Source organism: Acinetobacter sp. BZX-2 (assembly GCF_055179795.1).
Genome location: NZ_CM143686.1, coordinates 597516 through 624051 on the forward strand (window position 1 = coordinate 597516; position 26536 = coordinate 624051).

The window sequence follows — 26536 nt, forward strand, 5'->3', positions numbered from 1 at the left end:
TTAGAATCTCATTGGTCCATTGCGGTTACTGCGCTTTGCAGCGTCATTCGAGGTATCTGAACCATCAGCCAAGATGACTTGTTCACCTTCAGTTAAACCTCGAATGATCTGTGCAGTTACACGGTTGTTTAGCCCAACTAAAACTTGTTTGCGTTTTGTCGTATTATCATCCAGTAGTACACGAACGACAGCGACAGAAGCCTTTCCTTGGTCTACAAGTGCTTTTTCATCGGCAGTGAGTTCTAGACGTTCGGGACGATCACTATTGCCAGTGCCACCATTTTTATTATTTTGGTTTTTTTGCGTTCCATTCGATGGAGTTGTACCTGCTGATCCATTCGAATTTTTATTACCTGAGCGTTGTGAACGATTTGAGCTTTGTAATGCTGCTGCGGGGATTGCCAGTACATTTTTTGCTTCAGCGAGGATGATGTAAACCTGAGCAGTCATATCGATACGTAATTTGCCATCATCATTGGGTACATCAAATAAGGCATTGTAGTAAATAGCCGTACTAGATGATGAAGAACTGGTCGTGGTTTCTGTATTTATAGATTCGGGTGCTGGTTCTACTTGGCGTAAAGTTGCATAACGTTTTTTCTCACTATCACCTAAAGTAGTGAAATAAACTTTTTGACCTTCTTCAACCTTCATCACATCCGCTTCAGAAATCTGTGCTTTGATGGTCATGGTGTCCAATTTAGCCAATTTCACAATGGTTGGCGCACTTTGGTTGGCATTTACGGTTTGACCTTCTTCAGTCACAATCGCCACCACAGTTCCATCCATTGGTGCAACAATTTGGGTATAACCTAAATTCTCTTTTGCCGTTGCTTGAGTTAAACGAGATTGTTCAATTTGAGCATTCATCGAAGCAATATCTGCTTGCGCTGTTTTAAATGCAGCCAAAGCACTTTCATATTCTGCTTTAGACGTTGCATCTTGAGCGAACATGTTTTTTTGACGGTTATATTCTGCTTCTGCTTTGGCTAAAGTGGCTTGTTTGGTTGCCAATTGCGCTTGTTGATTTTTGATATCAGCTTCAGTGGTTTTTAACTCATTTTGCTGACGAACTGAATCAATTTGTGCAATCAGTTGACCTTGTTTGACTTGATCACCTAACTTCACATACATCTTTTTCACTTGGCCTGAAACCTGAGCACCGACACTTACCATCTTGGTTGCTTCTAAATCCCCTGTGGCGAGGACTGAGTTCTCAATATCAGCACGTGTCACTTCTGATGTAATGTATTGAGTCTGCTCATCTTTAGGCTTGAGCATAAACCAAGAGATCGTTGCAATAATGATAAGGCAGACCGCTATTAGAATGGCTTTTGCAGGTTTTATTTTTGGCATAGCGAATGAATGGCTGATTTGAAAATTGATCAAATTATAATGATCAATTAAGGATAAAGCGTGAATTTTTTTAATAAATCGAAATGAGAATTATTTTATATATTAAGCCTAAGTGTCTATCACACTTAAGCTTAGGCACTTATAAATAATGATTTTCCACACAGTTCAGCAATACATTGTTGAATTAAATGTTCAGGATTTTCCTTACTTAAACCTTTAATCGCAGCATCGATACGTAAAAGCAGTTGTGGCCAATTTAAAAAAGTACGTGGGTTTAAACGCCTAAGCGCTTGTTGATAATGAGAAACTTTAGTTTTCCAAATACCTATTTGAAGCGCATTTTGCGGTTGTTCATACAATTGCATCAAAAGACGCATTTCTTTACTGATCGTCCACAGCATTAAACTATTCGGTTCACCAGATTCGATGAGGTACTGAAAAATTTTAATGGATAATGCTAAGTTTCCAGCAAGCAATGCATCACTCAAATCAAAAGTGCTATAGCGAGACTGATCTTGTAGACATTCTTGCAAATGTTCAATTTCAATTTGCTTCTGATCTGGAAATGTATCGGCAACTCGCATTAAGCTGTTTTTTGCCGCCAATAGATTATGTTCATGGTGTTGTTCTAACCATGTCCATGCATCTTGATTGAGTTGCACACCCAATTGATCCGCTTCTATAGACAAAATACGTTGACGGTCTTGTGGGTAATTTGCTGTGAGTGCAACCACGACACCATTGGCTTCTACTGTTTGGAAAAAGCTGGATTTTAAACTCGCAGCATCTTGCTTTGGCATCACGACCAAAAGCAAATTGTGTTCATTGTGCTGAATATACTGTTTGAGCTGTTTCAGCCCATTGGCATCAGGTTTGATATTGCCATGTACTTCAATGGCTAAATTCTGTGAAAATAATGACAGACTATTCAATGCATTAAATACATTTTTCCAGTCTGCGACACTATTTAAATCATAACGCTGTCTTTCAATCTCATGTGATGCCCAACTTTTACGGAAGGCATCTAAAAGATTTTGCTCTAACAATGGCTCTTGACCATATAAAATCCAAGCTCCACGAGCCTCATCTACTCTTTTTAAGGCTTGTAAATAGTCAAGTTTCATATTGAACTTATTGTACCGCAGCAGCAGGTTGGATATTGACAGATTTTGCTTTTGGTAAGCGATTGGCAGCAATTTGGCGTGTCATTTGTTGCGCAATATCATCAATTAAAATTTGGCTTAAATAATTATATTGTTGATCATCCGTGTTCACGGTCGCAACATCATATTGATAACTACGTGAAGCAGTTAAGGTACGAGGTTCAGTAATTGGATTGCCTTGTCTATCTTCAATTTGGAAAGTCACGCTCAGACGCAATAAAGTTTCAACCAATTTACCATTTAATTCGTGGCGAACAGGTTTGTAATCGAGAACACGCAATACATAAGCATCATTGGCATTACTGAGTTGTACACCTGTTGCAGCTAAATAAACACTGAGTTTTTTCTCAAGATCTTCTGTGTTTTTAGGCAGCTGTAAATTTAATTTGGTATACACCAAAGGTGTAGCTTGTGGGTTAGTACCTTTTAAATGAAAACCACAACCAACTAAGCCCGCACTTAGACCCAAAGTTAATACAACAGCGGCAACACGTTGAACTAAATGCATGCTTTGTCCTCTTTGATATTCCAAAATCTATGGAATATTTAATTTTTTAAAATTCACGACATTTTAGAATTAAAGCCCGTTGAATGACAACGGGCTTTGTTTGGGTTTTGTTTATCGCTTTCAGTTCCTTCTCCCTCAGGGAGAAGGTTAGGATGAGGGGAATTTACCTCTCCCTAGCCCTCTTCTAGAAGGAGAGGGCACTTAAGAAGGAGCTTTAAAGCGTTTTAAACCACCAAATTCACTAATTTATTCGGTACAACAATCTCTTTCTTGGTTGGACCAGTCAAGAATTGTTGAACTTCAGGTAATGCTTTTGCTAATGCCAATAATTCATCTTTCGATGCATCGACTGACACTTCCAACTTGCCACGAAGTTTACCATTCACCTGCACCACAATGGTTTGCGTATTACGCGTCAATGCAGATTCATCCACAGTAGGGAGCAACACCGTAGTTAAATCAATACCAAACTCAGCTAATAAAGTTTGACTTAAATGAGGTGCAAACGGTGCAAGCAAAGTAAGCAAAGTCATAATCGCTTCACGTGCTACAGCAACATCATTGTCATCTTTTGCATCAAACTTATTACTCGCATTCAATAATTCCATCAATGCAGCAATCGCTGTGTTGAATGCATGACGACGTTCGATGTCATCACCGACTTTTTGAATGGTTTCATGGGTTTTACGACGTAAGTCTTGCGCTTCAGTAGACAATTTTGCAGTGTCAATTGCAGCGGCAGAGTTACCTTTTTCAAGGAAACTTGTCGTTAAACGCCAAACACGTTTTAAGAAACGGTTTGAACCTTCAACACCTGTATCAGACCACTCAAGAGACTGATCTGGTGGTGCAGCAAACATCATAAACACACGAGCGGTATCTGCGCCGTATTGATCAATAATGGCTTGAGGGTCAATACCATTATTTTTTGACTTCGACATTTTTTCTTGACCGCCAACCACAACCTCTTGGCCATCACCTGTGTATTTTGCCGAAATAATCCGACCTTTCTCGTCTTTTTCTAATTCGATATCTGCTGGGTTAAACCAAGTCTTCTTACCAGAATCAGCTTCACGATAGAATGTATCCGCAAGCACCATACCTTGCGTTAAAAGGTTAGTGAATGGTTCATTGCCTTGTACCACACCTTCGTCACGCATTAACTTGTGGAAGAAGCGTGCATAAAGTAAATGTAGAATCGCATGCTCTACACCACCGATATACTGATTTACAGGTAACCATGTTTGAGCTGCTTCAGGTTTTACTAAACCACCCGTAAAATCAGGAGATGCATAACGTGCATAATACCAAGAGGATTCTACAAATGTATCCAAGGTATCGGTTTCACGACGTGCATCGCTACCACAGCTTGGGCATTTTGTTTCATAAAATTCGGGCATTTTATTCAATGGATTACCTGAGCCATCTGGCACGACATCTGTTGGAAGCACAACAGGAAGCTGTTCTTCTGGCACTGTGACTTGACCGCATTTGTCACAGTTGATCATTGGAATTGGGCAACCCCAATAACGTTGACGAGAAACACCCCAATCACGTAAGCGGAATTGAACTTTAGGATTTGCCAATTCTTGCGGTTGTAATTTAGCCAATAATGCATCATAAGCTTGCTCAATAGTAAGACCATTAAACTCACCTGAATTTATTAGAGTACCTTCTTTAACGCCGTACCATTCCTGCCAATTTTGTGCGTCGTACTCGCCATCATCTTGTTTAGCATTGTCGATGACTTGGGTAATTGGAAGTCCAAACTTATTGGCAAATTCAAAGTCACGCTCATCGTGTGCAGGAACGCCCATCACAGCACCTGAGCCATATGACATCAACACGTAGTTGGCGATCCAAACAGGAACTTGTTCATTGGTTACAGGGTGTTGAACAAACAAACCTGTTGCCATGCCTTTTTTCTCAGCAGTGGCAAGATCAGCTTCTGCAACAGAACCCATACGGCATTCTTCAATAAATGCTTTTAAAGCATCATTGTTTTCAGCAGCTTTTAGTGCAATTGGATGCTCAGCAGCAACAGCAACATAACTCACACCCATCAAAGTGTCTGGACGAGTGGTATAAACGGTTAATGCATCTGCGTAAATGTCTGGATTCACTGAAGGGAAGGTGACGTCCATACCTTGTGAACGACCAATCCAGTTACGTTGCATGGTCAAGACTTGTTGAGGCCAGCCGTCTTTTAATGTATCTAAATCGTCTAATAATTCTTGTGCATAATCTGTGATACGGAAGTAATACATTGGAATATCACGCTTTTCTACCAATGCACCCGAACGCCAACCACGACCATTTTCAACTTGCTCATTGGCAAGAACCGTTTGATCGACTGGATCCCAGTTCACTGTTGAAAGTTTGCGGTAAATCAGACCTTTTTTATACAGTTGAACGAATAACCATTGTTCCCAGTGATAATACTCAGGCGTACACGTTGCAAATTCACGATCCCAATCGACAGAAAGACCAAGTTTCTTTAATTGATCACGCATATAAGCGATGTTTTCAAAAGTCCATTTTGCAGGAGCAACTTGATGGGCAATCGCTGCATTTTCAGCAGGCAGACCAAAGGCATCCCAACCCATCGGTTGAAGCACTGTTTCACCTTTGAGACGATGGAAACGACTAATCACATCGCCAATCGTGTAGTTACGCACATGACCCATATGCAGTTTGCCGCTTGGGTATGGGAACATCGAGAGGATATAACGATGTGGACCTTCTACAGTGTCGGCAACTTTAAAAGATTTGCGATCTTCCCAGTCTTTTTGGACTTGAGGCTCAATCGCGCTCGCTTGATATTCAGGGTCAATATGAGTAGTCATAAACGTATTTTGAGAGTAATGGTTAAAAAACTGTGTTGCACAGCATAGCGCAAAATGCACTAAAAAGTGAATTTTGCGTGTGATTTAAAACTGAAAAAATTAAAGTGTTTTCTTATTTTGACACTTTAATTCAATTATCGAGCGACTTCTGTATTTGAAGATGCCCCTTGAGCATTTTGTAATGCTGCATTCGCTTCTTTTTGTTGATCGACTATTGGAGCTGAATTTTGCCCATTCGCAACAGGTTGTGTTGCTGTCGCTGGTGCAGTTTGTGCTGCGGTCGGCTGAGTCGCTACAGGCTGTGTAGGAGCGGGTGCAGTTTTTACGGGTGTTGAATTACCATTCCAACCATATGTATCGACTTTGGCTTTACTGCGCGCACTTTTAGGCGGTGGTGTGGTGGTGTAATGCGTAGAACCTTTACTGTCTACCCATTTGTAATATTGTTTTGCATAGGTTGAGGTCATTGTCATGCTTAAAGCTGCTGTAACCAATGTTGCGAGAACCGTATGCGTCAAACCATTTTTTTGTTTCATTGTTAAAGACCTTTACGTCAACTTTATCTAGACAGAAAGTTAAAATTTTCCAGATAACTAATATACATGGGATCGCTTTAGACTCATCTGTGAATTTTATAAGATTTGTCTATATTTTATACTATTTTGTATTTTTTAAAATAATTCTCTCTAAATTTTATTGATTTATAAGTGATTGAAATTTTATTTATAAATGACTCAAAAAAAAGGAATAGTTTTAAAAATAAGCGGATGGTAAATAATCAATAAAAACCCAACGAGAAACCTTGACTTTGTTCGCTAAAACTACAAAAATGCTTGCTTTAGTTTCGGATGTTTTATTCGATCACCCTTCGAATAAAAATATCAAAGCAGGCAATAACGTTTTCTCTAAGCCGAGAAAACGAACCTAACCGAAAAATGTTTATCCCAACATATTTCAGTGATTCATACAACTCAAACGGTTGCGTGAAGATTTTATTATTTATTGCTGCAAAAACTTTTAAATATGTGTGCTATAACAGAGCACACAATCAATGAATGAAAACACGGACTATGTCTCCCATAGTGCTGTGGAAAAAAGATTAGGGTGAATACGTTGGAACTTTTATCTGGTGGTGAAATGCTTGTTCGTGCATTGGCGGACGAAGGCGTTGAACATGTTTTTGGATATCCAGGCGGCGCAGTATTACATATTTATGATGCGCTATTTAAACAAGATAAAATCAATCATTATCTCGTACGTCATGAGCAAGCTGCTGGTCATATGGCAGATGCATACTCACGCGTAACGGGTAAAACTGGGGTGGTGCTGGTCACTTCTGGCCCAGGCGCAACAAATACCGTAACACCAATTGCGACAGCTTATATGGACTCAATCCCAATGGTGATTTTGTCTGGTCAAGTTGCATCACATCTTATTGGTGAAGACGCGTTCCAAGAAACGGATATGGTCGGTATTTCTCGTCCGATCGTAAAACACAGTTTCCAAGTGCGTCATGCGAGTGAAATTCCTTCAATTATTAAAAAAGCATTCTATATTGCTTCTTCTGGTCGTCCGGGACCAGTTGTTGTTGATATTCCAAAAGATGCTACAAATCCTGCTGAAAAATTTGCTTACGAATATCCTGATAAAGTGAAAATGCGCTCTTATCAGCCACCTCAAAGAGGTCATTCAGGGCAAATTCGTAAAGCGATTGAAGAACTGATCAATGCTAAGCGTCCTGTTATTTATACAGGTGGTGGTGTTGTTCAAGGTAATGCTTCTGGATTATTGACTGAATTAGCTCATTTATTAAATTACCCAGTCACCAATACGCTCATGGGCTTAGGTGGTTTCCCGGGTAATGATGAGCAATTCATTGGCATGTTGGGTATGCATGGTACTTATGAAGCCAATATGACCATGCATAATGCAGATGTTATTTTGGCAATCGGTGCACGTTTTGATGACCGTGTAACCAATAACCCTGCTAAATTCTGTACCAATGCTAAAGTCATCCACATTGATATCGATCCTGCGACGATTTCAAAAACAATCATGGCGCATATTCCAATCGTAGGTGCGGTAGAGCCTGTTCTTCAAGAGATGTTGGTTCAATTGAAACAAATGAATGTTTCAAAACCAAACCCAGAAGAGATTGCTGCATGGTGGGCACAGATCAATGAATGGCGCAAAGTTCATGGTTTACGTTATGAGCCGGGTGTTGATGGTGTAATGAAACCACAGCAAGTGGTTGAAGCACTGGATCGTATTACCAATGGTGAAGCGATCATTACTTCAGACGTTGGTCAGCATCAAATGTTTGGTGCAATGTATTACAAATACAAACATCCTCGTCAATGGATCAATTCTGGTGGCTTAGGCACTATGGGCGTAGGTTTGCCTTATGCGATGGCTGCTAAATTGGCATTCCCTGAAAAACAAGTCGTGTGTATTACAGGTGAAGCATCGATTCAGATGTGTATTCAAGAGCTATCAACCTGTAAGCAATATGGCATGAATGTTAAAATTTTATGCTTAAATAACCGTGCTTTAGGTATGGTTAAGCAATGGCAAGATATGAACTATGAAGGACGTCATTCAAGTTCTTATATTGAATCATTGCCTGATTTCTCAAAATTAATGGAAGCTTACGGTCATGTCGGTATTCAAATTGACCATGCGGATGAGCTTGAGTCTAAGCTTCAAGAAGCAATGGCAATTAATGATAAATGTGTATTCATCAATGTGATGGTTGATCGTACAGAGCATGTTTATCCGATGCTTATTGCAGGTCAATCTATGCAAGATATGTGGTTGTCTAAAGGGGAGCGTACTGAATGAGACATATTATTTCTGTACTCGTTGAAAACGAAGCTGGTGCGCTTTCTCGTCTAGTTGGTCTGTTTAGTCAGCGTAACTACAATATTGAAACACTGAATGTTGCGCCAACTGAAGATCCAACATTGTCGCGTTTGACTTTAACGACTTATGGTAATGAGCACAAAATTGAGCAAATTACCAAACAACTCAATAAATTGGTTGAAGTTGTAAAGGTGGTTGATTTGTCAGAAGGTGCACACATTGAGCGTGAACTGATGCTGATTAAAGTGAAGGCATTGGGTTCAGCACGTGCTGAAATTAAGCGTACAGCTGATATTTTCCGTGCTCAAATCGTCGATGTAACTCCAACGACTTACACCATTCAAATTGCGGGTACAACAGAGAAGATCGACGGTTTTATCGATGCGCTGGCTGAAAATACAATTTTAGAAGTTGTACGTTCAGGTGTGTCCGGTATTGCCCGTGGTGAAAAAGTACTTTCACTCTAGTTTGATCTGAACCAACTATTAATTATTTGATTTTTTATTGCCTCATGTATAACCTCTCCTGACGAATGGAGAGGGACTTAGACTAGAAGATTCCAAACAAAAATCTTCAGGATAAGAAGAGGAAACACAGCATTTTAGCGGAGACAGCAATGCAAATTTTTTACGATAAAGACACAGACTTATCTATCATCCAATCTAAAAAAGTAGCGATCATTGGCTACGGCTCACAAGGTCATGCACATGCGCTTAACCTTAAAGACTCAGGCGTTGACGTAACTGTAGGTTTACGTGCTGGTTCTGCATCTTGGAAGAAAGCTGAGAATTCTGGTCTTAAAGTTGCTGAAGTTCCTGCTGCAGTAGCGCAAGCTGACGTAGTTATGATCTTAACTCCAGACGAATTCCAATCTTCACTTTACCGTGACGTGATTGAACCAAACATCAAGCAAGGTGCAACTTTAGCATTTGCTCACGGTTTCTCTATTCTTTATAACCAAGTTGTTCCACGCGCTGACTTAGATGTCATCATGGTTGCACCTAAAGCACCTGGTCATACAGTACGTTCTGAATACCAACGTGGTTCTGGTGTTCCAGATCTTATCGCTATTCATCAAGATGCTTCTGGTAATGCACGTAACGTCGCACTTTCTTATGCTTCTGGTGTAGGTGGTGGTCGTACAGGTATCATCGAAACTTCTTTCCGTGAAGAAACTGAAACTGACTTATTTGGTGAGCAAGCAGTTCTTTGTGGAGGTGCAGTAGAATTGGTGAAAATGGGCTTCGAAACTTTAGTTGAAGCTGGTTATGCACCTGAAATGGCTTACTTTGAATGTCTACACGAACTTAAATTGATCGTGGACTTGATGTTCGAAGGCGGTATTGCGGACATGAATTACTCTGTATCTAATAATGCTGAATATGGCGAATATGTAACGGGTACGGAAGTGATTAACGAACAATCTCGTGAAGCGATGCGTAATGCGCTTAAACGTATTCAATCTGGTGAATACGCGAAGATGTTCATTCAAGAAGGTGCGTTGAACTACCCATCTATGACTGCTCGTCGTCGTCAAAATGCTGCTCATGGTATCGAAGTAACAGGTAACAAGTTGCGTGCGATGATGCCTTGGATTCAAGCAAACAAGATTGTAGACAAAGAAAAGAATTAAGATTTAGTTTGATCTTGAAAAAAGCCCTTGAATAAACAAGGGCTTTTTTGTTGGGAAGTTCTGATGTCGTGTGCGTTAGCGAAGCATGGCTTCACTCTTCATGGAGGCAAAGCCTTGCTTTCCTATTTTCCCGCTCCTCGCTTAGGAGACCCTACTCAGGATTCAAGCAAACAAGATTGTAGGTAAAGAAAAGAACTCATTTTTAGTTTTCTTGTAAAAGCCCACTCTTTTGAGTGGGCTTTTTTGTGATAAATTACACATTCTTGATCGTTTGAATGTTGTACTTAATCATGAAAGCTCAATTTGTCGTTGCAATGACTGCATTATTTACTACATGTTTCACTTTTGCTGAAACCATTGAGAGTTCAAACAGTGCACTGAAGCCATTGAATGGTGTACGTGTTTCAATGCAACGTATGCTCAAATCGAGTGAAGGTCGTTATTTTATGAGTTTGTATGCTGGAGTAGATAAACCACGTGCGACACTCACAGATTTAATGACAGGTTCATCTATCGCATTTAAAGGTTCGCAAAAAGGTGATCAATTGTCTTTGAAATCCGTTGATGTAAATGCAAGCGCTGAAATAAATAGCAAAGCTAACAATAGCGAGCAGCTTTCGGGGCTATTGAATGCAAATACAGGAATATTCAAAGCAACATTCTCCAATAAATCCAATCTAATCGGGCAAGCAATACAATTTGAACCTGCTTTTAAGGTTGCGAATAAGCCTGTGTTTATTTTTAAGTTTTATGGTCAGGATGACGCGAATAGCACTTATGGAAAAACATTGAAGCGTGTGGATGTGTTGAATAAAAATAATAATCAGGTTGTGCAAAGTTTAACAGGATTTAGCGCTTATCCGAACAGTATGGGCTATATGGATATTAACTTTGACGGTTATTACGATGTAATCGTCTCTGATCTATCCCAAGGTCGTACTGTGGAAGATAAGCGTTATATTTATTGGATGTATAACCCGAAAACCCAACAATTTCAGCGCTCAGCACAATTGGAAAAAATTGTTGGTTTCCCAAATTTACAAGGTGAAAAACAACAGATTAACTTTGGAAATGGACAGATTTATCAAGTAGAGAACGGGTTGTTACATCGTATTGCAACTGATCATTGATGTTGAAAACCAAGCTGAATTTAATGTCTAAATTCAGCTTTATCTTTTATGAAAGATCGCGATTTAAAATAATCGGCAATACTTAATTTTAAGTAGTTTTGACTTTATTGTTAAAAATAAACACTAAAATAAATCGGTAAAGGGGGCTGAAAGCAGGTGACTTTTTAATGCTGTTGCTGTTTCAGTGGTTCTAGCTGTTCAGCATATTGCTTAGATTTTTATTTGTGATTTGATTGGTATTTTTTATTATATTTGTGATTTTTGTTGTTTTTATTTTGTCGATTGAGATTTGCTTTTGTATTTAATGCTAAATGTATTTGTTGGTTGAGTTTTTTATTTATTATTTTGACCTTGGCTTATTTTAAATTTTAAAACTATTATTTTAATTATTAGACAATACTTAATTTTAAGTAGTTTAAAATTTATTATTAAAAATAAATTATCGATTTATTTTTTTAATACGGTTGTTAAAGTATTTTGTGTAAATAATTGAAATTTATTTATTTTTAAGTGATTTAAAAATTGGTTAATTTTTAATTGAAATTTATTTTTGATTAATTTTAAATTCTACTTATTTTTAGTGATTTTCATTATTGCCTCTTCGTTTTATAAATTAATCATCCTTTAATTGGAAAGGATTAATTCAACAAGTTGGGGATAACATTATGAACGTGTTTACAAAATCTTTGCTTGCTACATTGGTGTTGGGTGCTGCTTCAACTGCGATCTATGCTGAAGGTGATGATGGTAGTGCAGATCGAGGAGTTCGACCACCTGCGGGTTGTGGTGAACTTTGTACAGGAAGTATTCCAATTGAATTAACAGTCCAAAAACATTGTGACTTGGATGTCTTAACTAACAAAATTACATTAACAGATGGCGGTTCCGGTAACGGACAGTTCAAAGTGGGTGCCAATGCTCCTTATAACTTATTGGTGACTACAACCAATGGTTCTAAAGTGAAAATGGGTACAAATGAAATCCCAATTAACGTGACCACAAAATTAGCAGGCAGTGCAACAAATATTCCTTTAGGTACTGCTCAGACTAATATCGCCGTTGCACTAGGCGGTTGGAATACTTATAACGTGAATGTGACTAGTGCTGCTGTTGGAATTACCAAACCAGCGGGTGTGTATACAGACCAATACAACATCAAAGTCTATTTCTAACTCACGCTGTAAAAATAAATCTATGTGAAAAGTGGGCTCTATCTTTACGGTGGAGTCTACTCATTTGAAAAATAAAAAAAATTAGGGGTTAGGTTATGAATAAATTATTCAATGTGCTAGTGCTTGGAACAGTCTTGTTAAGCCCAAATCTCTATGCGGGTTTAAAAATTAGTCCGATCCAACTCTATATCTCGGAAAAGACCAGACAACGCAGTGCGACAATCACACTGGAATCTAGTGGTCTTAAGGAAGCAAAAATATTTGAAATGTCTGCAGTAAAATGGACACAGAATGACAAAAGTGAAGATGTGTTTGAACCCGATCCAACGATTTTAATTAATCCTAAAAACTTTGTTATTCAGCCAGAGAGCAAGCAGATTGTACGTGTCGGTTTTAGTCAACCCTTGGCTGCAATCGTAGCCCCGCAAGAAAAAACTTGGCGTATTATTTTTAGTGAGGTACCTGCTGTCGCCAAAGAAACCTCGGTGAGTTTTTTATTTAATATTTCAGTCCCTTTATTTCTAGGTAATCAAGATAAAGAGAAACTCGATATTAAAACAGCGTATAACCAAGATAATTTGGTGATGAATGTTAAGAATGATTCCAGCTCTCATCTGCAAATTTTCAAAATTAGGATTATTGATGCGAATCAAAAAGAAGTTGCTGTTAGTAATGAGATGAAATATTTACTCCATGGACAGCAATACACTTTTAAATTTGGTAATGTAAAACTCAATAATTCAACACAATACACTTTAAAAATTGACACAGATAAAGATGAAAAACCTTTAGAAATGAAGCTGTAGGGGGATGCCATGTATGCACGAACTCTGCTTTTTATCCAATGTGTGTTGTGTGGGTTAGCAACGCAGGCAAACACAGATGTGCCTCAAAATATCTCGATCAGTAATATTTGGTTAAATGGGATTGATCGAAATGCTGAAACCTTACTCCTTGAAGAAAATCAATCAAAATATGTGGAATGTGCTGTTTTAGAAAGATTACAGATTTTGATTACAAAGCTTCAAACCCATCCGAAACAAGTGCAATATTGTTTGGTGACTGATGGAAAAGTCAATGCTGAAGTTGATTTGGCATTGCAATCAATCAAAATTGACCTGCCTGCGGATTATTTTGTGGGTAGTGATTTTGGACAAGATAAGTCGATGCCAGATCCAGCACATTTCGGTGCTTTTCTGAACTATGATCTGTTTTATGGTAAAGATAATGATCAGCATAGTTTTAGTACTTTGGCTGAGTTAGGCGTGTTTAAAGATTATTGGTTATTTAAAAATGCCATGATCTATCGTGATTCAGCTGAAGATCAAAAAGTTGTTCGTTTAAATACCGTGATTGATATTGATTTTCCAGAACGTTATACCCGTTTAACCGTGGGAGATACCACCAGTGTATTGAATCCGTTGATGAATTCTTTTCGTTTTGGTGGGGTGACTTACGGTACTAACTTTACTGAGCATCCTGATTTTATTTATTGGAATATGCCGACACTAAAAGGCAGTGCTTTATTACCTTCAACTGTTGATCTCTATATTAACGGAGTTAATATTTATCAACAAAATGTGACCCCTGGACATTATGCACTACAGTCTGGTGCCAATATTCAACAAGCGGGTGAGGCGCAGATTGTTGTAGAAGATGTATTGGGGAATCGAACCGTTCAAAAATTCCCTGTTTATATCAATAGTCGCTTATTAAAACCTGATTTAAATGAGTATAGTTTTTCACTGGGGAAAATTCGTTACGACTATGAATATTCTGACGATGATTATCGTGAGTTTTTTTCAAGTGCATACTTTAGACGTGGGATTAGTGATCAAACGACTTTAGGTTTTAATGCATCTTATAGTAAAGACTTACAAAATTTTGGGTTGCTTTGGACACAAGGGATTAGCCGCTTTGCTTTACTGGATCTGAGTGTCAGCGGAAGTCGTACATCATTCGATGAAGGATATTCCATTGGTGCTGCACTTACACGAAGTGTAGGTAATCTTTCCATGGGTATAAGTAGTAAATATTCAAACCCAGAATATAAATCACTGGGTTATAGCGATTTTATCGAAACCACCAAATTCGATAATTTAGCTTATCTCAGTCTCTATAATGTGCCGTATTTGAATAATGTGAACTTTAACTATGTGGAAAGACGTTACCATGAAAATCCGCAATTTAGTTTTCCAGATACCAAAATATTTAATCTTGGTTTCACGAGAATGATTGGAAAGAAAATATCATTTTCAGCCAGTTATTTTAAAGAATTTCAAGATGATGGTAATGAAGGTGCCTTTTTTTCTTTTAGCTATTATTTTGATAATAACCGAAGTGTGTACGCGGATCATTCTACGGACAATGAAAGTCGATTGCGTTGGGTAAGAAATTCCCCTGTTCAAAATGGTATTGATTATTCATTGGGTGTGAATCAAAGAGATGGGGATGTTTCTTATAACAGTTATGCGATGTTTAAATCTACTTATGGGGATTTAGGTGTCAGTTATGATCGTAATGCAGAAAATTTCTATAATGCTCAAGTCACTTATCGTGGTGCACTCACATTGTTGGGTGGTCATACTGCAATGACCAAATATGTGGATAATGCTTTTGCTTTAGTCAAAGTTGGTGATTACGCTGATGTAGACGTATTCCGCTCATTATCGCCGATTGGGGCAACGCGAAAAGATGGTTCTTTATTTGTCCATAATATCGTGCCTTATATTACCTATGACCTTTCTTTTGACCAAGACCAAATACCAATAGAGGATAAAATTGAATATGCAGATAAAAAACTTGTTGCGTTAAATCAACGTGGTTATGTGGTGAATTTCCCAATTTATAAAACCAAACTCATGGTTGTAAAATTATTGACCCCTGATCACAAAACATTATCAAGAGCTTCAGAAGTCTATATTGATGACAATCGGCAAGAATTCTCTCCAGTCGATGCGGATGGTAAGGTGTATTTATATGGGTTACGACCAAATAAATACCGCTTATTTGTAAAAACCTCTGGTGAGCGTACTTGCAATGCACAACTCGATATTCCTCAAGAACGTTTGGATGAAATGGCATCCAAAGTAATTGAGCTGATTTGTGAATGATTTATTCGTCATCGCTTTTGAACAAGCATGGAGATGAAAATGAAAATATTTTTGTTGATGCTAATCACGATCTTTATGGCAACATCAGGTTATGCACACCAGTGTAGTATGGGGGAAATGAGCGAAACCAATATGCGTTTGGGAAGTTACTACAAAAGCCAAACAGCAACTAGTTTTTCAGTGCGTTGCGATCAGTCTTATTCAATTCGATTTAGTAGTTTGAATTTGAATAGTGCGGATGGCAATAGTTTTGTCAGTAATGGTAAATATCGCTTACGTACACGGATGAGCATCACGGGTGCAAATGCAAATCTTTGGAATGTACCTTTATCGGCGCAAGCATCTAATCAAGGGCACAAATATGTAGTTGCAGTGCAGCTAGAAGATCAACCTTCTATTCGAGTGCCTGCAGGTAAATATAGAGATGTTATTTTTGTGAACTTAATGTTTTGACGTGAGCAATTGAGTGTGATTTTTAAGACTAAATAATGCCTTAATTTTTGAAAATTAAGGCATTATTGTATCTGATGTAGTATTTTTTATTCCGATTGTCAAAAAAACGTCACGAAAAAATCATTAAAATGTAAGAAATACGACCTAATCTGTTTAAAAATGAAGAGATTAGGTCGTATGAACAAAACGTACGCAGAAACCTTGCAGTTTAGACAACAAGAAGTACCCGATCATTTTAAATTCTATTTTAAACAAAAAAAGCAAACCACCACGACGCACAGTGAAAACTTGATTCGTGATTTAACCAAGCCTCGTTTAAAAATCGCCATTGTGACGGAAACATGGCCACCTGAAATCAATGGTGTGGCATTATCATTATTACAGCTGTGTAAAGGGTTGCAAAATCAAGGTCATAAAATTTTATTGATTCGTCCTGTACAAAAACAAAAGTGCCATGACTTTTCTCCAAATCGAGAGTGTTTGGTGAATGGACAATCCATTCCTAAATATCCAGAGATGAAGTTTGGATGGCCTCAATATTTAAAAGTATCCCAAGCGATTTCTTCTTTTTCTCCTGATGTGGTGCATATTGTAACAGAAGGGCCACTTGGGTTTACGGCTCTACATGCAGCAAAATCTAGACAGATTCCTGTATCGAGTGGCTTTCATTCTCAATTCCAAGAGTTTAGTCGCTTTTTCGATTTAGCATTCTTGGTTCGACCCATTCAGAGTTATTTACGATGGTTTCACAACGCAACGCAACTGACTTGTGTGCCCAGTCGTGATACTGAATTGGCGTTGCGTGAGTTTGGTGTGACCTGCCCTTTGGTTGTGGTCGGACGTGGTATTGATACTGAACGCTTTTCAGCGCAACGTTATTCGGGAAAACTGAGACAGCAATGGGGTGTTGATCAAGAGACAACGGTATTGTTGTATGTTGGTCGGCTATCTTCTGAAAAAGAAATTAATGTCTTGATTGATGCTTATGCTGCATCAAAAAAGCACAATCAAAATAAAGTAAAACTGGTACTGGTTGGTGATGGGCCAGATCGTACACGACTAGAAAAAATGCAAGGTGCAGATCAAGTTGTCTTTATGGGGAGCTTGAGTGGCATACAACTTGCTGAAGCTTATGCAAGTGCCAATGTTTTTGTATTTGCGAGTCAAGTCGAAACCTTTGGTAATGTGGTACTTGAAGCTATGGCAAGTGGTTTACCGATTATTGCCTATGATTATGCATGCGCACAATTGCATGTAAAACACCAACAAACGGGTTGGTTAAGCCCGTTGGGACAAAAGCACCAATTGACTCAGCACATTTTTGATTTGCCAGATAATTCAACGCTAAAACGTATGGGAAATATGGCGATGCAAGATGTGCAACATGCGGGATGGCAGCATCCTGTGCAGCAGTTTGAGCAAGCACTGTATCAAGTCACACAGGATGCGCTGTTGCTGACTTAGTTGATCTCTAATTTAAAGAGGAGAGTGACAATGAATTTTAAAAATACCAAAATAAAAATGCTCGATCTCGACCTGAAAGGTTGTTTATATCTGAATAATTTATCGCATACTCAAAGTATCGCTGTTTTCTTTAAGGTGATTAGCCGTTTAGGTGATGGTGGCTTTTGGTATGTCATGCTGGCTTTAATCTGGATGCAAATGGGTTTGGCGTATGCCATACAGATTATTTACGTGGTTATTGCAGGTTCTTTAGGGACAGCGATTTACAAGTTTTTAAAACACAAAACAGTCAGACCAAGACCGTATCAAGTACACCAAGTGATTATTATGGGTGAACGTCCATTGGATCATTTTAGCTTTCCCTCTGGGCATACCTTGCATGCAGTGATGGCAACGATTGTATTTGGCTATATTCAACCTTTGTTGCTGTTCATTATGTTGCCATTTATGGTTTTAGTTGCATTGTCACGTATGGTTTTAGGTTTGCATTATCCAAGCGATGTGATTGTCGGTGCGTTGATTGGCGCAAGTGTTGCAAGTCTAATCATTTTAAGCGCACCTTTGCTCGGTGTGATTTTATAATGATTTATTTTGAAAGCGTCGAGTTTCTGAAAGCGTCGATTTTTGCTACAGTAACGGTATCAAATTCAACTCTTGAACGAAGGACGGCCTAAATGGGTTTACGTTGGACGGATACAATTGATATCGCTATTGAGCTAACTGAAGCGCATCCAGATGTGGATCCACAATGGGTGCGTTTTACTGATTTACATGCGTGGATTTGTGCTTTGCCTGATTTTAAAGATGATCCGACCAAATCGACAGAAGGTCTGCTCGAAGCAATTCAAATGGCTTGGATTGATGAAGCAAATTGATGTTGAATCGCAGTGTAAAAGCACTGTACATCGAAAAATCTATTTTTTTACAGATTAAAAGCAGCAAACTGTCGATTATTCGGTATAATGCGCCAAAAATTTCGTGTCAATTTGACTTAAGGAGCCGATCATGGCTATTGAACGTACTTTATCTATCGTAAAACCAGATGCAGTTGCTAAAAATCACATTGGTGATATCTTCGCTCGTTTCGAAAAAGCTGGTCTTAAAATCGTTGCGACTAAAATGAAGCACCTTTCTAAAGCAGAAGCTGAAGGTTTCTATGCTGAACATAAAGAACGTGGTTTCTTTGGTGATTTAGTTGCATTCATGACTTCTGGTCCAGTTGTTGTATCTGTTCTTGAAGGTGAAAACGCAGTTCTTGCTCACCGTGAAATTTTGGGTGCTACAAACCCTAAAGAAGCTGCTCCTGGTACTATCCGTGCAGATTTCGCTGTAAGCATCGACGAAAATGCTGCTCACGGTTCTGACTCAGTTGCATCTGCTGATCGTGAAGTAAACTACTTCTTCGCTCAAACTGAAGTTTGCCCACGTACTCGTTAATTCGATGTATTTAGGGTCACTTTTACTCAAGCATTAAATCTCCGATTTATGAATTGATAACAGACCCGGAACCAGATAGGTGATATACTGCTTGTCTGGTTTTTTTATTTTTGTTGTATTTATTGTTCAAATGTTGATCAATATGTTTCATCCCATGACATGTTTTAGGTAGTAATCACATGAATTCTGAAGTTGTCGCTTCATCGTTAAATTTAGATGAACAGCAGCCTGTATCATCAAAATTTGTTCAACTTGAGCAAGTGGAGAAGGTGAATTTACTTGGCATGTCGCGTCCGCAATTGGAAAAATTCTTCGAAGAAATGGGGGAGAAAAAATTCCGTGCAGGACAGGTAATGAAATGGATTCATCAATTTTTTGTCACAGATTTTGCTGAAATGACCAATATTTCAGGAAAATTACGTGAGAAATTAGAACGAGTTTGTGAAATTAAAGCGCCTGAAGTAGTGCACCGTAATTATTCTAAAGATGGAACACGTAAGTGGGTGTTCCGTGTTGGCGATGGTGATGGGTCTTTGGTTGAAACAGTCCTTATCCCAGCAGAAGATAAAACAGGTTCACGTAAAACGTTGTGTATTTCTTCACAAGTGGGTTGTGCATTGGATTGTTCATTCTGTTCAACAGGTAAACAAGGTTTCCAGCGTGATTTAACCCCAGATGAAATCATTGGTCAGTTGTGGGTCGCAAACTATTCCTATATGGAAGAAGTTGCTGTTGCAGAGCGTGAGCGTTCAGTGACCAATGTCGTGATGATGGGAATGGGTGAGCCTTTACTCAACTACGATGCTGTGTTGAGCTCAATGAATATCATGTTAGATGACTTTGCTTATGGTATGTCTAAGCGCCGTGTCACTTTGTCGACTTCGGGTGTAGTACCAAAGATTGATCAATTAGCAAAAGATATTGATGTTGCTTTAGCTATTTCTTTGCATGCACCAAATGATGAATTACGAAACGAATTAGTTCCAATCAATAAGAAATATCCATTAGAACAACTGATTGCTGCTTGTCAGCGTTATATTGCGAAAGATGGTAATGAAAGCTCACGCAAACATGTCACTATTGAATATGTGATGTTGGAAGGTGTGAATGATCAACCTGAACATGCGCAACAAATGATTAAGTTATTGAAAAATTTACCAAGTAAAATTAATTTAATTCCGTTTAACCCTTTTCCGCATGCACCGTATGGTCGTTCAAGTCGAAATCGTATTATTTCTTTCCAAAAAACTTTGTCTGATGCAGGATTTGTGTGTACGATTCGTCAGACACGTGGAGATGATATTGATGCAGCTTGTGGACAGTTGGTTGGGCAAGTCGCAGATCGAACACGCCGTGCAGAACAATGGAAGAAGAAAGTTGCAGAACGCAATGAAATTATACGTTCGCAAGGTTAATTTATTTGTAGGATAACACTACACAATTGAATATCGGGGGCAGGCTTTGAGAAAATCGATGTATTCACAAGCAATTGCTATTTTAGCGATCGGCTTCTCTGCATTGGTGCTACAGGGCTGTCAGACGACAAGTTCCGATACCATTACTAAAAAAGATCCTGAAAAAGCGGTTAAAGTTCGAACTCAACTTGCCGCTGAATATATTCGCACTGGCGATTTGGATGCTGCAAAACGCTCATTAGATCAGGCATTGGAAGCTGAACCACGTGATTCAACTGCCAATATGATGATGGGTGTTTTATTACAACAAGAAGGCAGTAAAATCAGTATGGAAAAAGCGGATGGCTATTTTAAGCGCGCTATTTCCAGTGACTCAACAAATGCACAAGCCCGTAATAATTATGGAACATATTTATTTGTTATTGAGCGCTATAATGACGCCATCGAACAGCTCAAGATTGCTGGAGCGACGCTTGGTTATGATCAGCGTTATAAAGCACTAGAGAATTTAGGGCGTGTTTATCTTAAAGTTGGTGATGTGGCAAATGCTGAAAAGGCATTCAAGCAAGCTTTGCAAGTCAACCGTGAGTCGATTATTGCTTTAGTGGAATTGTCTGAACTTTTTTATTTACAGCAAAAAAATGCACAAGCAAGTCAACTTTATGAGCAATATGTTCGTTTAGTCGGTCAGAATAACCAAGGTGCGCGAGCACTTTGGATTGGTTTACGTATCGCACGTGCCAATAATGACCAAATGGGAATGCAGGTGTTGGTCAATCAACTACGTGCTTTATTCCCTGAAAGTCAAGAATATCAACGTTATCTGCAATTACAGTACAGTACTGAGGCCGTATGGAAGTAAATCCTAATTCACAGCAACCTACAGGTTCAAACGTAGCATCGAATGGTTTAGGAAATGTTCAACGTCCAGGTGAGTACTTGCGTCAAGTTCGAGTATCTAAGAACCTAGACATTAACGATGTTGCAGCAGAATTGAAAATGCCTGTAAAAACTTTACAAGCATTGGAGCATGATGAATATAAGTCATTGCCTGAAGCAACATTTATTAAGGGTTATTATCGTTCTTATGCAAAGTATTTGAATGTCGATGCAACAGCAATCATTCAACGCTTCGATGAAATTTACCAAAATGATACGGGGCTTTTACCGAATCACGCTTTGAACAATTCCCCAATTAAAATTATGGGGAAACTCCCAGGTTCAAACCGAGATCGTAATAGAAAATGGTTGAAGCGTATTTTTATTGCGCTGATTGCGATTGCAGTGATTTGGGCATTGATTGCGGGTATTCAAAAGTGGACATCGAACAAAAACGCAGATGCTGATGTTAAACCACAAGAATCTGATGTAGAAGTATTGAATTTAAATAATTCAGCTTCAACTTCTGGTGATCAAATGGTATTGAATTTTAGCCATCCAACATCTGTGCATATTGTTGATAGTACAGGTAAAGTTTTGGCGACTGGACGTCAATCGTCTACTTTAAATATCAGCGGAACTTCACCATTCGAAATTCGACTCGATGATGCAACTGCTGTGTCATTAAGTCTTAATAATGAACAGATTTCATTGTCACCATATACAGTGAACGGAAAAGCTGAATTCCGTTTGTCACGTTAATGGGCAAAGAGTGGAAAGATCATGATTGAGAACCCAATCAAACGCCGTCCTACACGTAAAATACGTGTGGGTTCAGTGTATGTCGGTGGTGATGCCCCGATTAGTATTCAAAGTATGACCAATACTGAAACGTGTGATGTTGATGCAACTGTTGCTCAAATTCAACGTTGTGCAGATGTAGGCGCAGACATCATGCGTGTTTCTGTGCCTTCAATGGAGGCCGCAGAAGCGTTTGGTGAAATTCGTAAACGTGTTACTGTGCCATTGGTTGCAGACATTCATTTCGATTATAAAATTGCATTGAAAGTTGCAGACATGGGGGCAGATTGTTTACGGATTAATCCAGGGAATATTGGCTCAGAAGCAAAAATACGTGAAGTGGTTGCTGCTGCTCGCCATCACGATATTTCGATGCGTATTGGTGTAAATGCGGGTTCTTTGGAAAAAGACATTCAAAAGAAATATGGTGAACCTACAGGTCAAGCTTTGCTTGAGTCTGCGATGCGCCATATCGATATTCTAGATCGTTTAGATTTCCATGAGTTTAAAGTGTCAGTTAAAGCATCCAATGTGTTTTTAACTATGGATGCTTATCGTTTATTATCACAACAGATTGATAATCCATTGCATTTGGGTGTAACAGAAGCGGGTGTTTATCGCACGGGTTCTGTAAAATCTGCAATTGCTTTGGGTGGTTTGTTAATGGAAGGCATTGGTGACACGATGCGCATTTCATTGGCAGCTGAACCAGAAGAAGAAATTAAAATTGGTTTTGATATTTTAAAATCATTAAGTCTTCGTTCAAATGGTATCAATTTCATTGCTTGCCCAAGTTGTTCACGTCAAGAATTTAACGTGATTAAAGTGATGCAAGCTTTGGAAGAACGTCTAGAAGATATTCGTACACCAATGGATGTATCTGTCATTGGTTGTAAGGTAAATGGTCCAGGTGAAGCCAAAGAAGCCGATATTGGTGTGGTAGGTGCAAGTCCTCGCTCACTCGTGTATCGTAATGGTGAAAAGAGTCATTTAATAGATACGAATCAGTTGGTTGATGAAATCGAAACGATGGTTCGTCAACGTGTGCAAGAGCTTGAAGAAGCTAAAGCTAAAGAGATTATACGTACAAGTTTTTGAGTAAGTCATGAGTTCAATTGTCGCGATCAAAGGTTTTAATGATGTTCTTCCAACGCAAACTTCAGCGTGGAGACGTCTAGAGCAACATTTAGCATCTTTAATGGATGCTTATGGTTATCAACAAATTCGTCTACCGATCGTTGAGCAAACTCATTTGTTTAAACGCTCAATTGGTGATGCAACGGATATTGTAGAAAAGGAAATGTATACCTTTTTTGATAAAGGTAATCCACCTGAATCTTTAACGTTGCGTCCTGAAGGAACTGCGGGTTGTGTACGTGCAATGTTGGAACATAACTTACTCCGTGGTGCAAACCCACGTGTATGGTATGTTGGCCCAATGTTCCGTTATGAAAAACCACAAAAAGGTCGCTACCGTCAATTTCACCAATTTGGTGTGGAAACTTTTGGTGTTGCAACACCTGATCAAGATGCTGAATTGATTCTCATGACCGCTCGTCTGTGGAAACGCATGGGTGTATCCGATAAAGTTCAACTGGAGTTGAATACTCTGGGTGAGTCAGATGAGCGTGCGGAATACCGTACAGCATTGGTTGAATTTTTAACTTCTCATAAAGATGAGTTGGATGAAGATTCACAGCGTCGCTTAACGACTAATCCTTTACGTATTCTAGATTCTAAAGATACTCGAACTCAGCAAATTCTTGAAAATGCACCAAAATTGCATGATTTTTTAGGTGAAGAAACGCTTGCGCATTTTAATCAGTTAAAACAATACTTAACTGATGCAGGTGTTGCTTTTGTTATTAATCCAAAACTGGTTCGTGGCTTGGATTACTACAACAAAACTGTTTTTGAATGGACAACTACACATTTAGGTTCTCAAGGAACGGTATGTGCTGGTGGTCGTTATGACGGTTTAGTTGGACAACTGAAAGGTAAACCAGATCAATCTGTTCCTGCAGTCGGTTTTGCGATGGGAATGGAGCGTTTATTGCTTCTTCTAGAACAAGTTGAAGATAATACGCCTGTTCGTGAGTGTGAGCTATTTTTGGTTTCTGATCCTGCTACTCAAGGTAAGGCATTGATGCTGGCTGAGCAACTTCGTGATCAACTTGAAGCTGTGAATAGCTCCGTTCGTTTAAAAACAGGTTCTCAGGGTTCAATGAAGAGCCAAATGAAAAAAGCAGACCAATCAGGTGCAATTTATGCATTGATCTTTGGTGAGCGTGAAGCTGAGGCGCAGCAAGTTTTAGTCAAAGAACTTGCGACAGCTGAACAATATGAAGTTGTGGTATCTGAAATCGTACCATTCTTTACCGAAAAATTTTCTTCGAAATAAGCCAATAATCATAAGGAAAGGGGAGTGAAATGAGCGCAATAAGTGATGAAGAACAACTAGATAGTTTAAAGTCATTTTTTAAGAAATATGGCTCAGCTATGGTGACAGGCGTCCTCATTGCATTGATTGCCTTTTTCGGATGGGAATATTGGCAGAAGAAAACTTTGGCTGAAAATCAAAATGAAACAGCAAAAGTTCAGCAATTAATGGATGATGTAAAAGCAGTTGCAGGCGATCCAAAAGCTTCGACTGCTTTAGTTGCATCGGCAGATAAAATTGTCAAAGATAATCCTGATTCAGTACAAGCCATCCAAGCACAAATTGTCATGGCGAAATTAGCATTTGATAAAAATGACTATGCAACTGCTGAACGTGAGTTGAAAAAAGTTGAAAATTCTAAGCTAAAAGATGCTGGTCTGTTACAAGTTGTAAAGATTAAACTTGCAGATACGCAATTGGCGCAAAAGAAATTTGATGAAGCCTTGAAAACCTTGTCAGCCGTGGATGAACCCGCTTTTAAAGCAACTGCTGAAGAGTTAAAAGGTGATATTTACGTTGCAAAAAATGATATCGATAATGCCAAAAAGTCATATCAAGCAGCATGGAATGCTGTGATTGAGCGTAAACAGGAACGTCAAATTTTACAAATTAAACTCGAAAGTGTTGGCGTATTAGTAGATGATCCTGAACTTGAACGCCCAATTTTAGAAACGCAAGTGGATGAGTCTTAATGGATAGAAAATTTAAAATACCTTTTGCTTTAGCAATCTTATCTACAGCTTTAGTGGGCTGTTCAAGTAATAAAGTTAAAGAAGTAAAAATTAAACCCAATCCATTACCTAAAGTTGCTCAAGCTACGAGTTTAGTACGAGTGTTTTCAGCAGATGTTTCTTCAACCAGTGAAGAAGATCCGTTGCGCCTTCGTTTAGATACAGAAAATGGTGTTGTTTTTGCTTTAGATCCGAAAGGTGAAGTTGCTGCCTATAAAGGTAAACAACGTTTATGGGAAACCAAAGTCACTAAAGCTGGCCTAAGCTCTGGTATTGAAGCTGCGGATGGTTTGGTTATTGTGGGTAGCCCAAAGGGTAAGCTCTATGCTTTAGATCAAGCAACGGGTGCAAAAAAGTGGACAGCTCAACTGTCTGGTGCTGTGATCAGTTCGGCTCTAGTTCAATCAGGCCGCGTTATTGTGATTACAAATGACGCTACTGTATATGCTTTAGACGAAGAAACGGGGCAACAAGCTTGGACTTACAAGTTGCCGAATGCTTCATTCAGCCTGCGTGGTCAAGCATCGCCTGTAAGTTTAGATCCTCGTACAATTCTTGTGACCACATCTACAGGATATCTTTATGCAATTGATAGTGTAGCGGGTGTTCCTCGTTTACAACGTCGAGTTGCTGTTTCTGAAGGTCGTTCAGATATTCAACGTTTAATTGATGTGGATGGTGAACCTGTTGTTGCTGGACAATATGTCGTGACAACCAGTTTCCAAGGTCAGGTGACGGTACTTGATTTAGCTTCACAACGTGTTTTGTGGAGTGAAAACTCAAGCAGTATCAATCGCCCAGAAGTTTCTGATGGCAAAGTATTTGTGTCGCAAACGGATGGTCAGTTGGTTGCTTATGATTTGATTACAGGTCAGCAGATTTGGAAAAACGAACAACTGCTCAATCGTAATTTAAGCAATGCTGTATTGTTAGGACAAAACTTAGTTGTGGGTGATTTAGATGGTTATTTACATCTGATTGATCCAAACTCAGGCACAATCTTAGGACGTTCTAAAACCAGTGGTGAAGTACGTACTTTAAGAATTATCGATAATCAGCTTTATGTTGCGACTCGCAAAGGTGATTTAAGCATTTGGCAGAATCGATAGACTGATCGTCAAATTTATTGAGTC

24 protein-coding genes are annotated in these 26536 nt (G+C 38.9%); 19 read left to right on the plus strand and 5 right to left on the minus strand.

Annotated elements, in window-relative coordinates; genetic code table 11:
- The 5 genes from ACY45D_RS02810 to ACY45D_RS02830 all read right to left on the minus strand — a co-directional run bounded on the left by ACY45D_RS02810 (position 1) and on the right by ACY45D_RS02830 (position 6346).
- Positions 1 to 1356, minus strand: coding sequence for an efflux RND transporter periplasmic adaptor subunit (locus tag ACY45D_RS02810; protein ID WP_463108346.1), 1356 nt, complete (start codon positions 1354 to 1356; stop codon positions 1 to 3).
- Between the two features lie 131 nt (positions 1357 to 1487).
- The gene (gene holA, locus ACY45D_RS02815; RefSeq protein ID WP_463108347.1) at positions 1488 to 2480 is read right to left on the minus strand and encodes a DNA polymerase III subunit delta; all 993 of its coding nucleotides are present in this window, start codon (positions 2478 to 2480) and stop codon (positions 1488 to 1490) included.
- Between the two features lie 7 nt (positions 2481 to 2487).
- A complete protein-coding gene (locus ACY45D_RS02820) occupies positions 2488 to 3027 on the minus strand; it encodes an LPS-assembly lipoprotein LptE (RefSeq protein ID WP_463108348.1) in 540 nt (179 codons plus the stop codon).
- 224 nt (positions 3028 to 3251) lie between these two features.
- Positions 3252 to 5873, minus strand: a complete 2622-nt coding sequence (gene leuS, locus ACY45D_RS02825; protein WP_463108349.1) for a leucine--tRNA ligase — start codon at positions 5871 to 5873, stop codon at positions 3252 to 3254.
- A gap of 134 nt (positions 5874 to 6007) precedes the next feature.
- Entirely contained in the window at positions 6008 to 6346 is a 339-nt protein-coding gene (locus ACY45D_RS02830) for a DUF4124 domain-containing protein (protein WP_463109410.1), read from the minus strand.
- A gap of 640 nt (positions 6347 to 6986) precedes the next feature.
- Between ACY45D_RS02830 and ACY45D_RS02835 the strand changes: the two genes are divergently transcribed.
- From ACY45D_RS02835 to bamB, 19 genes are all read left to right on the plus strand, one after another.
- A complete protein-coding gene (locus tag ACY45D_RS02835; RefSeq protein WP_463108350.1) occupies positions 6987 to 8714 on the plus strand; it encodes an acetolactate synthase 3 large subunit in 1728 nt (575 codons plus the stop codon).
- The gene (ilvN, locus tag ACY45D_RS02840) at positions 8711 to 9202 is read left to right on the plus strand and encodes an acetolactate synthase small subunit (protein ID WP_010112732.1); all 492 of its coding nucleotides are present in this window, start codon (positions 8711 to 8713) and stop codon (positions 9200 to 9202) included. The genes ACY45D_RS02835 and ilvN overlap by 4 nt, the downstream gene beginning before the upstream one ends.
- A gap of 149 nt (positions 9203 to 9351) precedes the next feature.
- Entirely contained in the window at positions 9352 to 10368 is a 1017-nt protein-coding gene (gene ilvC, locus ACY45D_RS02845; protein ID WP_010112731.1) for a ketol-acid reductoisomerase, read from the plus strand.
- Positions 10369 to 10658: 290 nt separating this feature from the next.
- Positions 10659 to 11498, plus strand: coding sequence for an XAC2610-related protein (locus ACY45D_RS02850; protein WP_463108351.1), 840 nt, complete (start codon positions 10659 to 10661; stop codon positions 11496 to 11498).
- A gap of 665 nt (positions 11499 to 12163) precedes the next feature.
- Positions 12164 to 12670 (plus strand): hypothetical protein, encoded by a 507-nt coding sequence (locus tag ACY45D_RS02855; protein ID WP_463108352.1) that lies wholly within the window; start codon positions 12164 to 12166, stop codon positions 12668 to 12670.
- Between the two features lie 95 nt (positions 12671 to 12765).
- Positions 12766 to 13476 carry a fimbrial biogenesis chaperone gene (locus ACY45D_RS02860; RefSeq protein ID WP_463108353.1) on the plus strand — a complete coding sequence of 237 codons (711 nt, stop codon included), beginning with the start codon at positions 12766 to 12768 and terminating at the stop codon, positions 13474 to 13476.
- 9 nt (positions 13477 to 13485) lie between these two features.
- Positions 13486 to 15783, plus strand: coding sequence for a fimbria/pilus outer membrane usher protein (locus ACY45D_RS02865; protein WP_463108354.1), 2298 nt, complete (start codon positions 13486 to 13488; stop codon positions 15781 to 15783).
- 39 nt (positions 15784 to 15822) lie between these two features.
- Positions 15823 to 16236, plus strand: a complete 414-nt coding sequence (locus tag ACY45D_RS02870) for a hypothetical protein (protein ID WP_463108355.1) — start codon at positions 15823 to 15825, stop codon at positions 16234 to 16236.
- A gap of 177 nt (positions 16237 to 16413) precedes the next feature.
- Positions 16414 to 17700, plus strand: a complete 1287-nt coding sequence (locus ACY45D_RS02875; RefSeq protein ID WP_463108356.1) for a glycosyltransferase family 4 protein — start codon at positions 16414 to 16416, stop codon at positions 17698 to 17700.
- Between the two features lie 30 nt (positions 17701 to 17730).
- Positions 17731 to 18282, plus strand: coding sequence for a phosphatase PAP2 family protein (locus ACY45D_RS02880; RefSeq protein WP_463108357.1), 552 nt, complete (start codon positions 17731 to 17733; stop codon positions 18280 to 18282).
- A 92-nt stretch (positions 18283 to 18374) separates the two neighbouring features.
- Complete coding sequence (iscX, locus tag ACY45D_RS02885) at positions 18375 to 18575, plus strand: Fe-S cluster assembly protein IscX (protein ID WP_463108358.1); 201 nt, start codon at positions 18375 to 18377, stop codon at positions 18573 to 18575.
- Between the two features lie 130 nt (positions 18576 to 18705).
- Complete coding sequence (ndk, locus tag ACY45D_RS02890) at positions 18706 to 19137, plus strand: nucleoside-diphosphate kinase (protein WP_004725878.1); 432 nt, start codon at positions 18706 to 18708, stop codon at positions 19135 to 19137.
- Positions 19138 to 19316: 179 nt separating this feature from the next.
- Positions 19317 to 20552 carry a dual-specificity RNA methyltransferase RlmN gene (gene rlmN / locus ACY45D_RS02895; RefSeq protein WP_463108359.1) on the plus strand — a complete coding sequence of 412 codons (1236 nt, stop codon included), beginning with the start codon at positions 19317 to 19319 and terminating at the stop codon, positions 20550 to 20552.
- A gap of 58 nt (positions 20553 to 20610) precedes the next feature.
- Entirely contained in the window at positions 20611 to 21414 is an 804-nt protein-coding gene (gene pilW / locus ACY45D_RS02900; protein WP_463108360.1) for a type IV pilus biogenesis/stability protein PilW, read from the plus strand.
- Positions 21405 to 22193 (plus strand): helix-turn-helix domain-containing protein, encoded by a 789-nt coding sequence (locus ACY45D_RS02905; protein ID WP_463108361.1) that lies wholly within the window; start codon positions 21405 to 21407, stop codon positions 22191 to 22193. Before pilW ends, ACY45D_RS02905 begins: the two co-directional genes overlap by 10 nt.
- A gap of 21 nt (positions 22194 to 22214) precedes the next feature.
- Positions 22215 to 23330: a flavodoxin-dependent (E)-4-hydroxy-3-methylbut-2-enyl-diphosphate synthase gene (gene ispG, locus ACY45D_RS02910; protein ID WP_010112711.1), complete on the plus strand. Its 1116-nt coding sequence runs from the start codon at positions 22215 to 22217 to the stop codon at positions 23328 to 23330.
- Positions 23331 to 23337: 7 nt separating this feature from the next.
- Complete coding sequence (gene hisS / locus ACY45D_RS02915) at positions 23338 to 24633, plus strand: histidine--tRNA ligase (protein ID WP_463108362.1); 1296 nt, start codon at positions 23338 to 23340, stop codon at positions 24631 to 24633.
- Between the two features lie 29 nt (positions 24634 to 24662).
- Positions 24663 to 25364: a YfgM family protein gene (locus ACY45D_RS02920; RefSeq protein ID WP_463108363.1), complete on the plus strand. Its 702-nt coding sequence runs from the start codon at positions 24663 to 24665 to the stop codon at positions 25362 to 25364.
- A complete protein-coding gene (bamB, locus tag ACY45D_RS02925; protein WP_463108364.1) occupies positions 25364 to 26512 on the plus strand; it encodes an outer membrane protein assembly factor BamB in 1149 nt (382 codons plus the stop codon). Before ACY45D_RS02920 ends, bamB begins: the two co-directional genes overlap by 1 nt.
- Positions 26513 to 26536 lie beyond the last annotated feature (24 nt).

What these genes read in the sequence shown, in the direction of transcription:
- ACY45D_RS02810 (WP_463108346.1), bottom strand. Translation starts at nt 1,356, where the DNA reads ATGCCAAAAATAAAACCTGCAAAAGCCATTCTAATAGCGGTCTGCCTT.
- holA (WP_463108347.1), bottom strand. Translation starts at nt 2,480, where the DNA reads ATGAAACTTGACTATTTACAAGCCTTAAAAAGAGTAGATGAGGCTCGT.
- ACY45D_RS02820 (WP_463108348.1), bottom strand. Translation starts at nt 3,027, where the DNA reads ATGCATTTAGTTCAACGTGTTGCCGCTGTTGTATTAACTTTGGGTCTA.
- leuS (WP_463108349.1), bottom strand. Translation starts at nt 5,873, where the DNA reads ATGACTACTCATATTGACCCTGAATATCAAGCGAGCGCGATTGAGCCT.
- ACY45D_RS02830 (WP_463109410.1), bottom strand. Translation starts at nt 6,346, where the DNA reads ATGACAATGACCTCAACCTATGCAAAACAATATTACAAATGGGTAGAC.
- ilvN (WP_010112732.1), top strand. Translation starts at nt 8,711, where the DNA reads ATGAGACATATTATTTCTGTACTCGTTGAAAACGAAGCTGGTGCGCTT.
- ilvC (WP_010112731.1), top strand. Translation starts at nt 9,352, where the DNA reads ATGCAAATTTTTTACGATAAAGACACAGACTTATCTATCATCCAATCT.
- ACY45D_RS02850 (WP_463108351.1), top strand. Translation starts at nt 10,659, where the DNA reads ATGAAAGCTCAATTTGTCGTTGCAATGACTGCATTATTTACTACATGT.
- ACY45D_RS02855 (WP_463108352.1), top strand. Translation starts at nt 12,164, where the DNA reads ATGAACGTGTTTACAAAATCTTTGCTTGCTACATTGGTGTTGGGTGCT.
- ACY45D_RS02860 (WP_463108353.1), top strand. Translation starts at nt 12,766, where the DNA reads ATGAATAAATTATTCAATGTGCTAGTGCTTGGAACAGTCTTGTTAAGC.
- ACY45D_RS02865 (WP_463108354.1), top strand. Translation starts at nt 13,486, where the DNA reads ATGTATGCACGAACTCTGCTTTTTATCCAATGTGTGTTGTGTGGGTTA.
- ACY45D_RS02870 (WP_463108355.1), top strand. Translation starts at nt 15,823, where the DNA reads ATGAAAATATTTTTGTTGATGCTAATCACGATCTTTATGGCAACATCA.
- ACY45D_RS02875 (WP_463108356.1), top strand. Translation starts at nt 16,414, where the DNA reads ATGAACAAAACGTACGCAGAAACCTTGCAGTTTAGACAACAAGAAGTA.
- ACY45D_RS02880 (WP_463108357.1), top strand. Translation starts at nt 17,731, where the DNA reads ATGAATTTTAAAAATACCAAAATAAAAATGCTCGATCTCGACCTGAAA.
- iscX (WP_463108358.1), top strand. Translation starts at nt 18,375, where the DNA reads ATGGGTTTACGTTGGACGGATACAATTGATATCGCTATTGAGCTAACT.
- ndk (WP_004725878.1), top strand. Translation starts at nt 18,706, where the DNA reads ATGGCTATTGAACGTACTTTATCTATCGTAAAACCAGATGCAGTTGCT.
- rlmN (WP_463108359.1), top strand. Translation starts at nt 19,317, where the DNA reads ATGAATTCTGAAGTTGTCGCTTCATCGTTAAATTTAGATGAACAGCAG.
- pilW (WP_463108360.1), top strand. Translation starts at nt 20,611, where the DNA reads ATGTATTCACAAGCAATTGCTATTTTAGCGATCGGCTTCTCTGCATTG.
- ACY45D_RS02905 (WP_463108361.1), top strand. Translation starts at nt 21,405, where the DNA reads ATGGAAGTAAATCCTAATTCACAGCAACCTACAGGTTCAAACGTAGCA.
- ispG (WP_010112711.1), top strand. Translation starts at nt 22,215, where the DNA reads ATGATTGAGAACCCAATCAAACGCCGTCCTACACGTAAAATACGTGTG.
- hisS (WP_463108362.1), top strand. Translation starts at nt 23,338, where the DNA reads ATGAGTTCAATTGTCGCGATCAAAGGTTTTAATGATGTTCTTCCAACG.
- ACY45D_RS02920 (WP_463108363.1), top strand. Translation starts at nt 24,663, where the DNA reads ATGAGCGCAATAAGTGATGAAGAACAACTAGATAGTTTAAAGTCATTT.
- bamB (WP_463108364.1), top strand. Translation starts at nt 25,364, where the DNA reads ATGGATAGAAAATTTAAAATACCTTTTGCTTTAGCAATCTTATCTACA.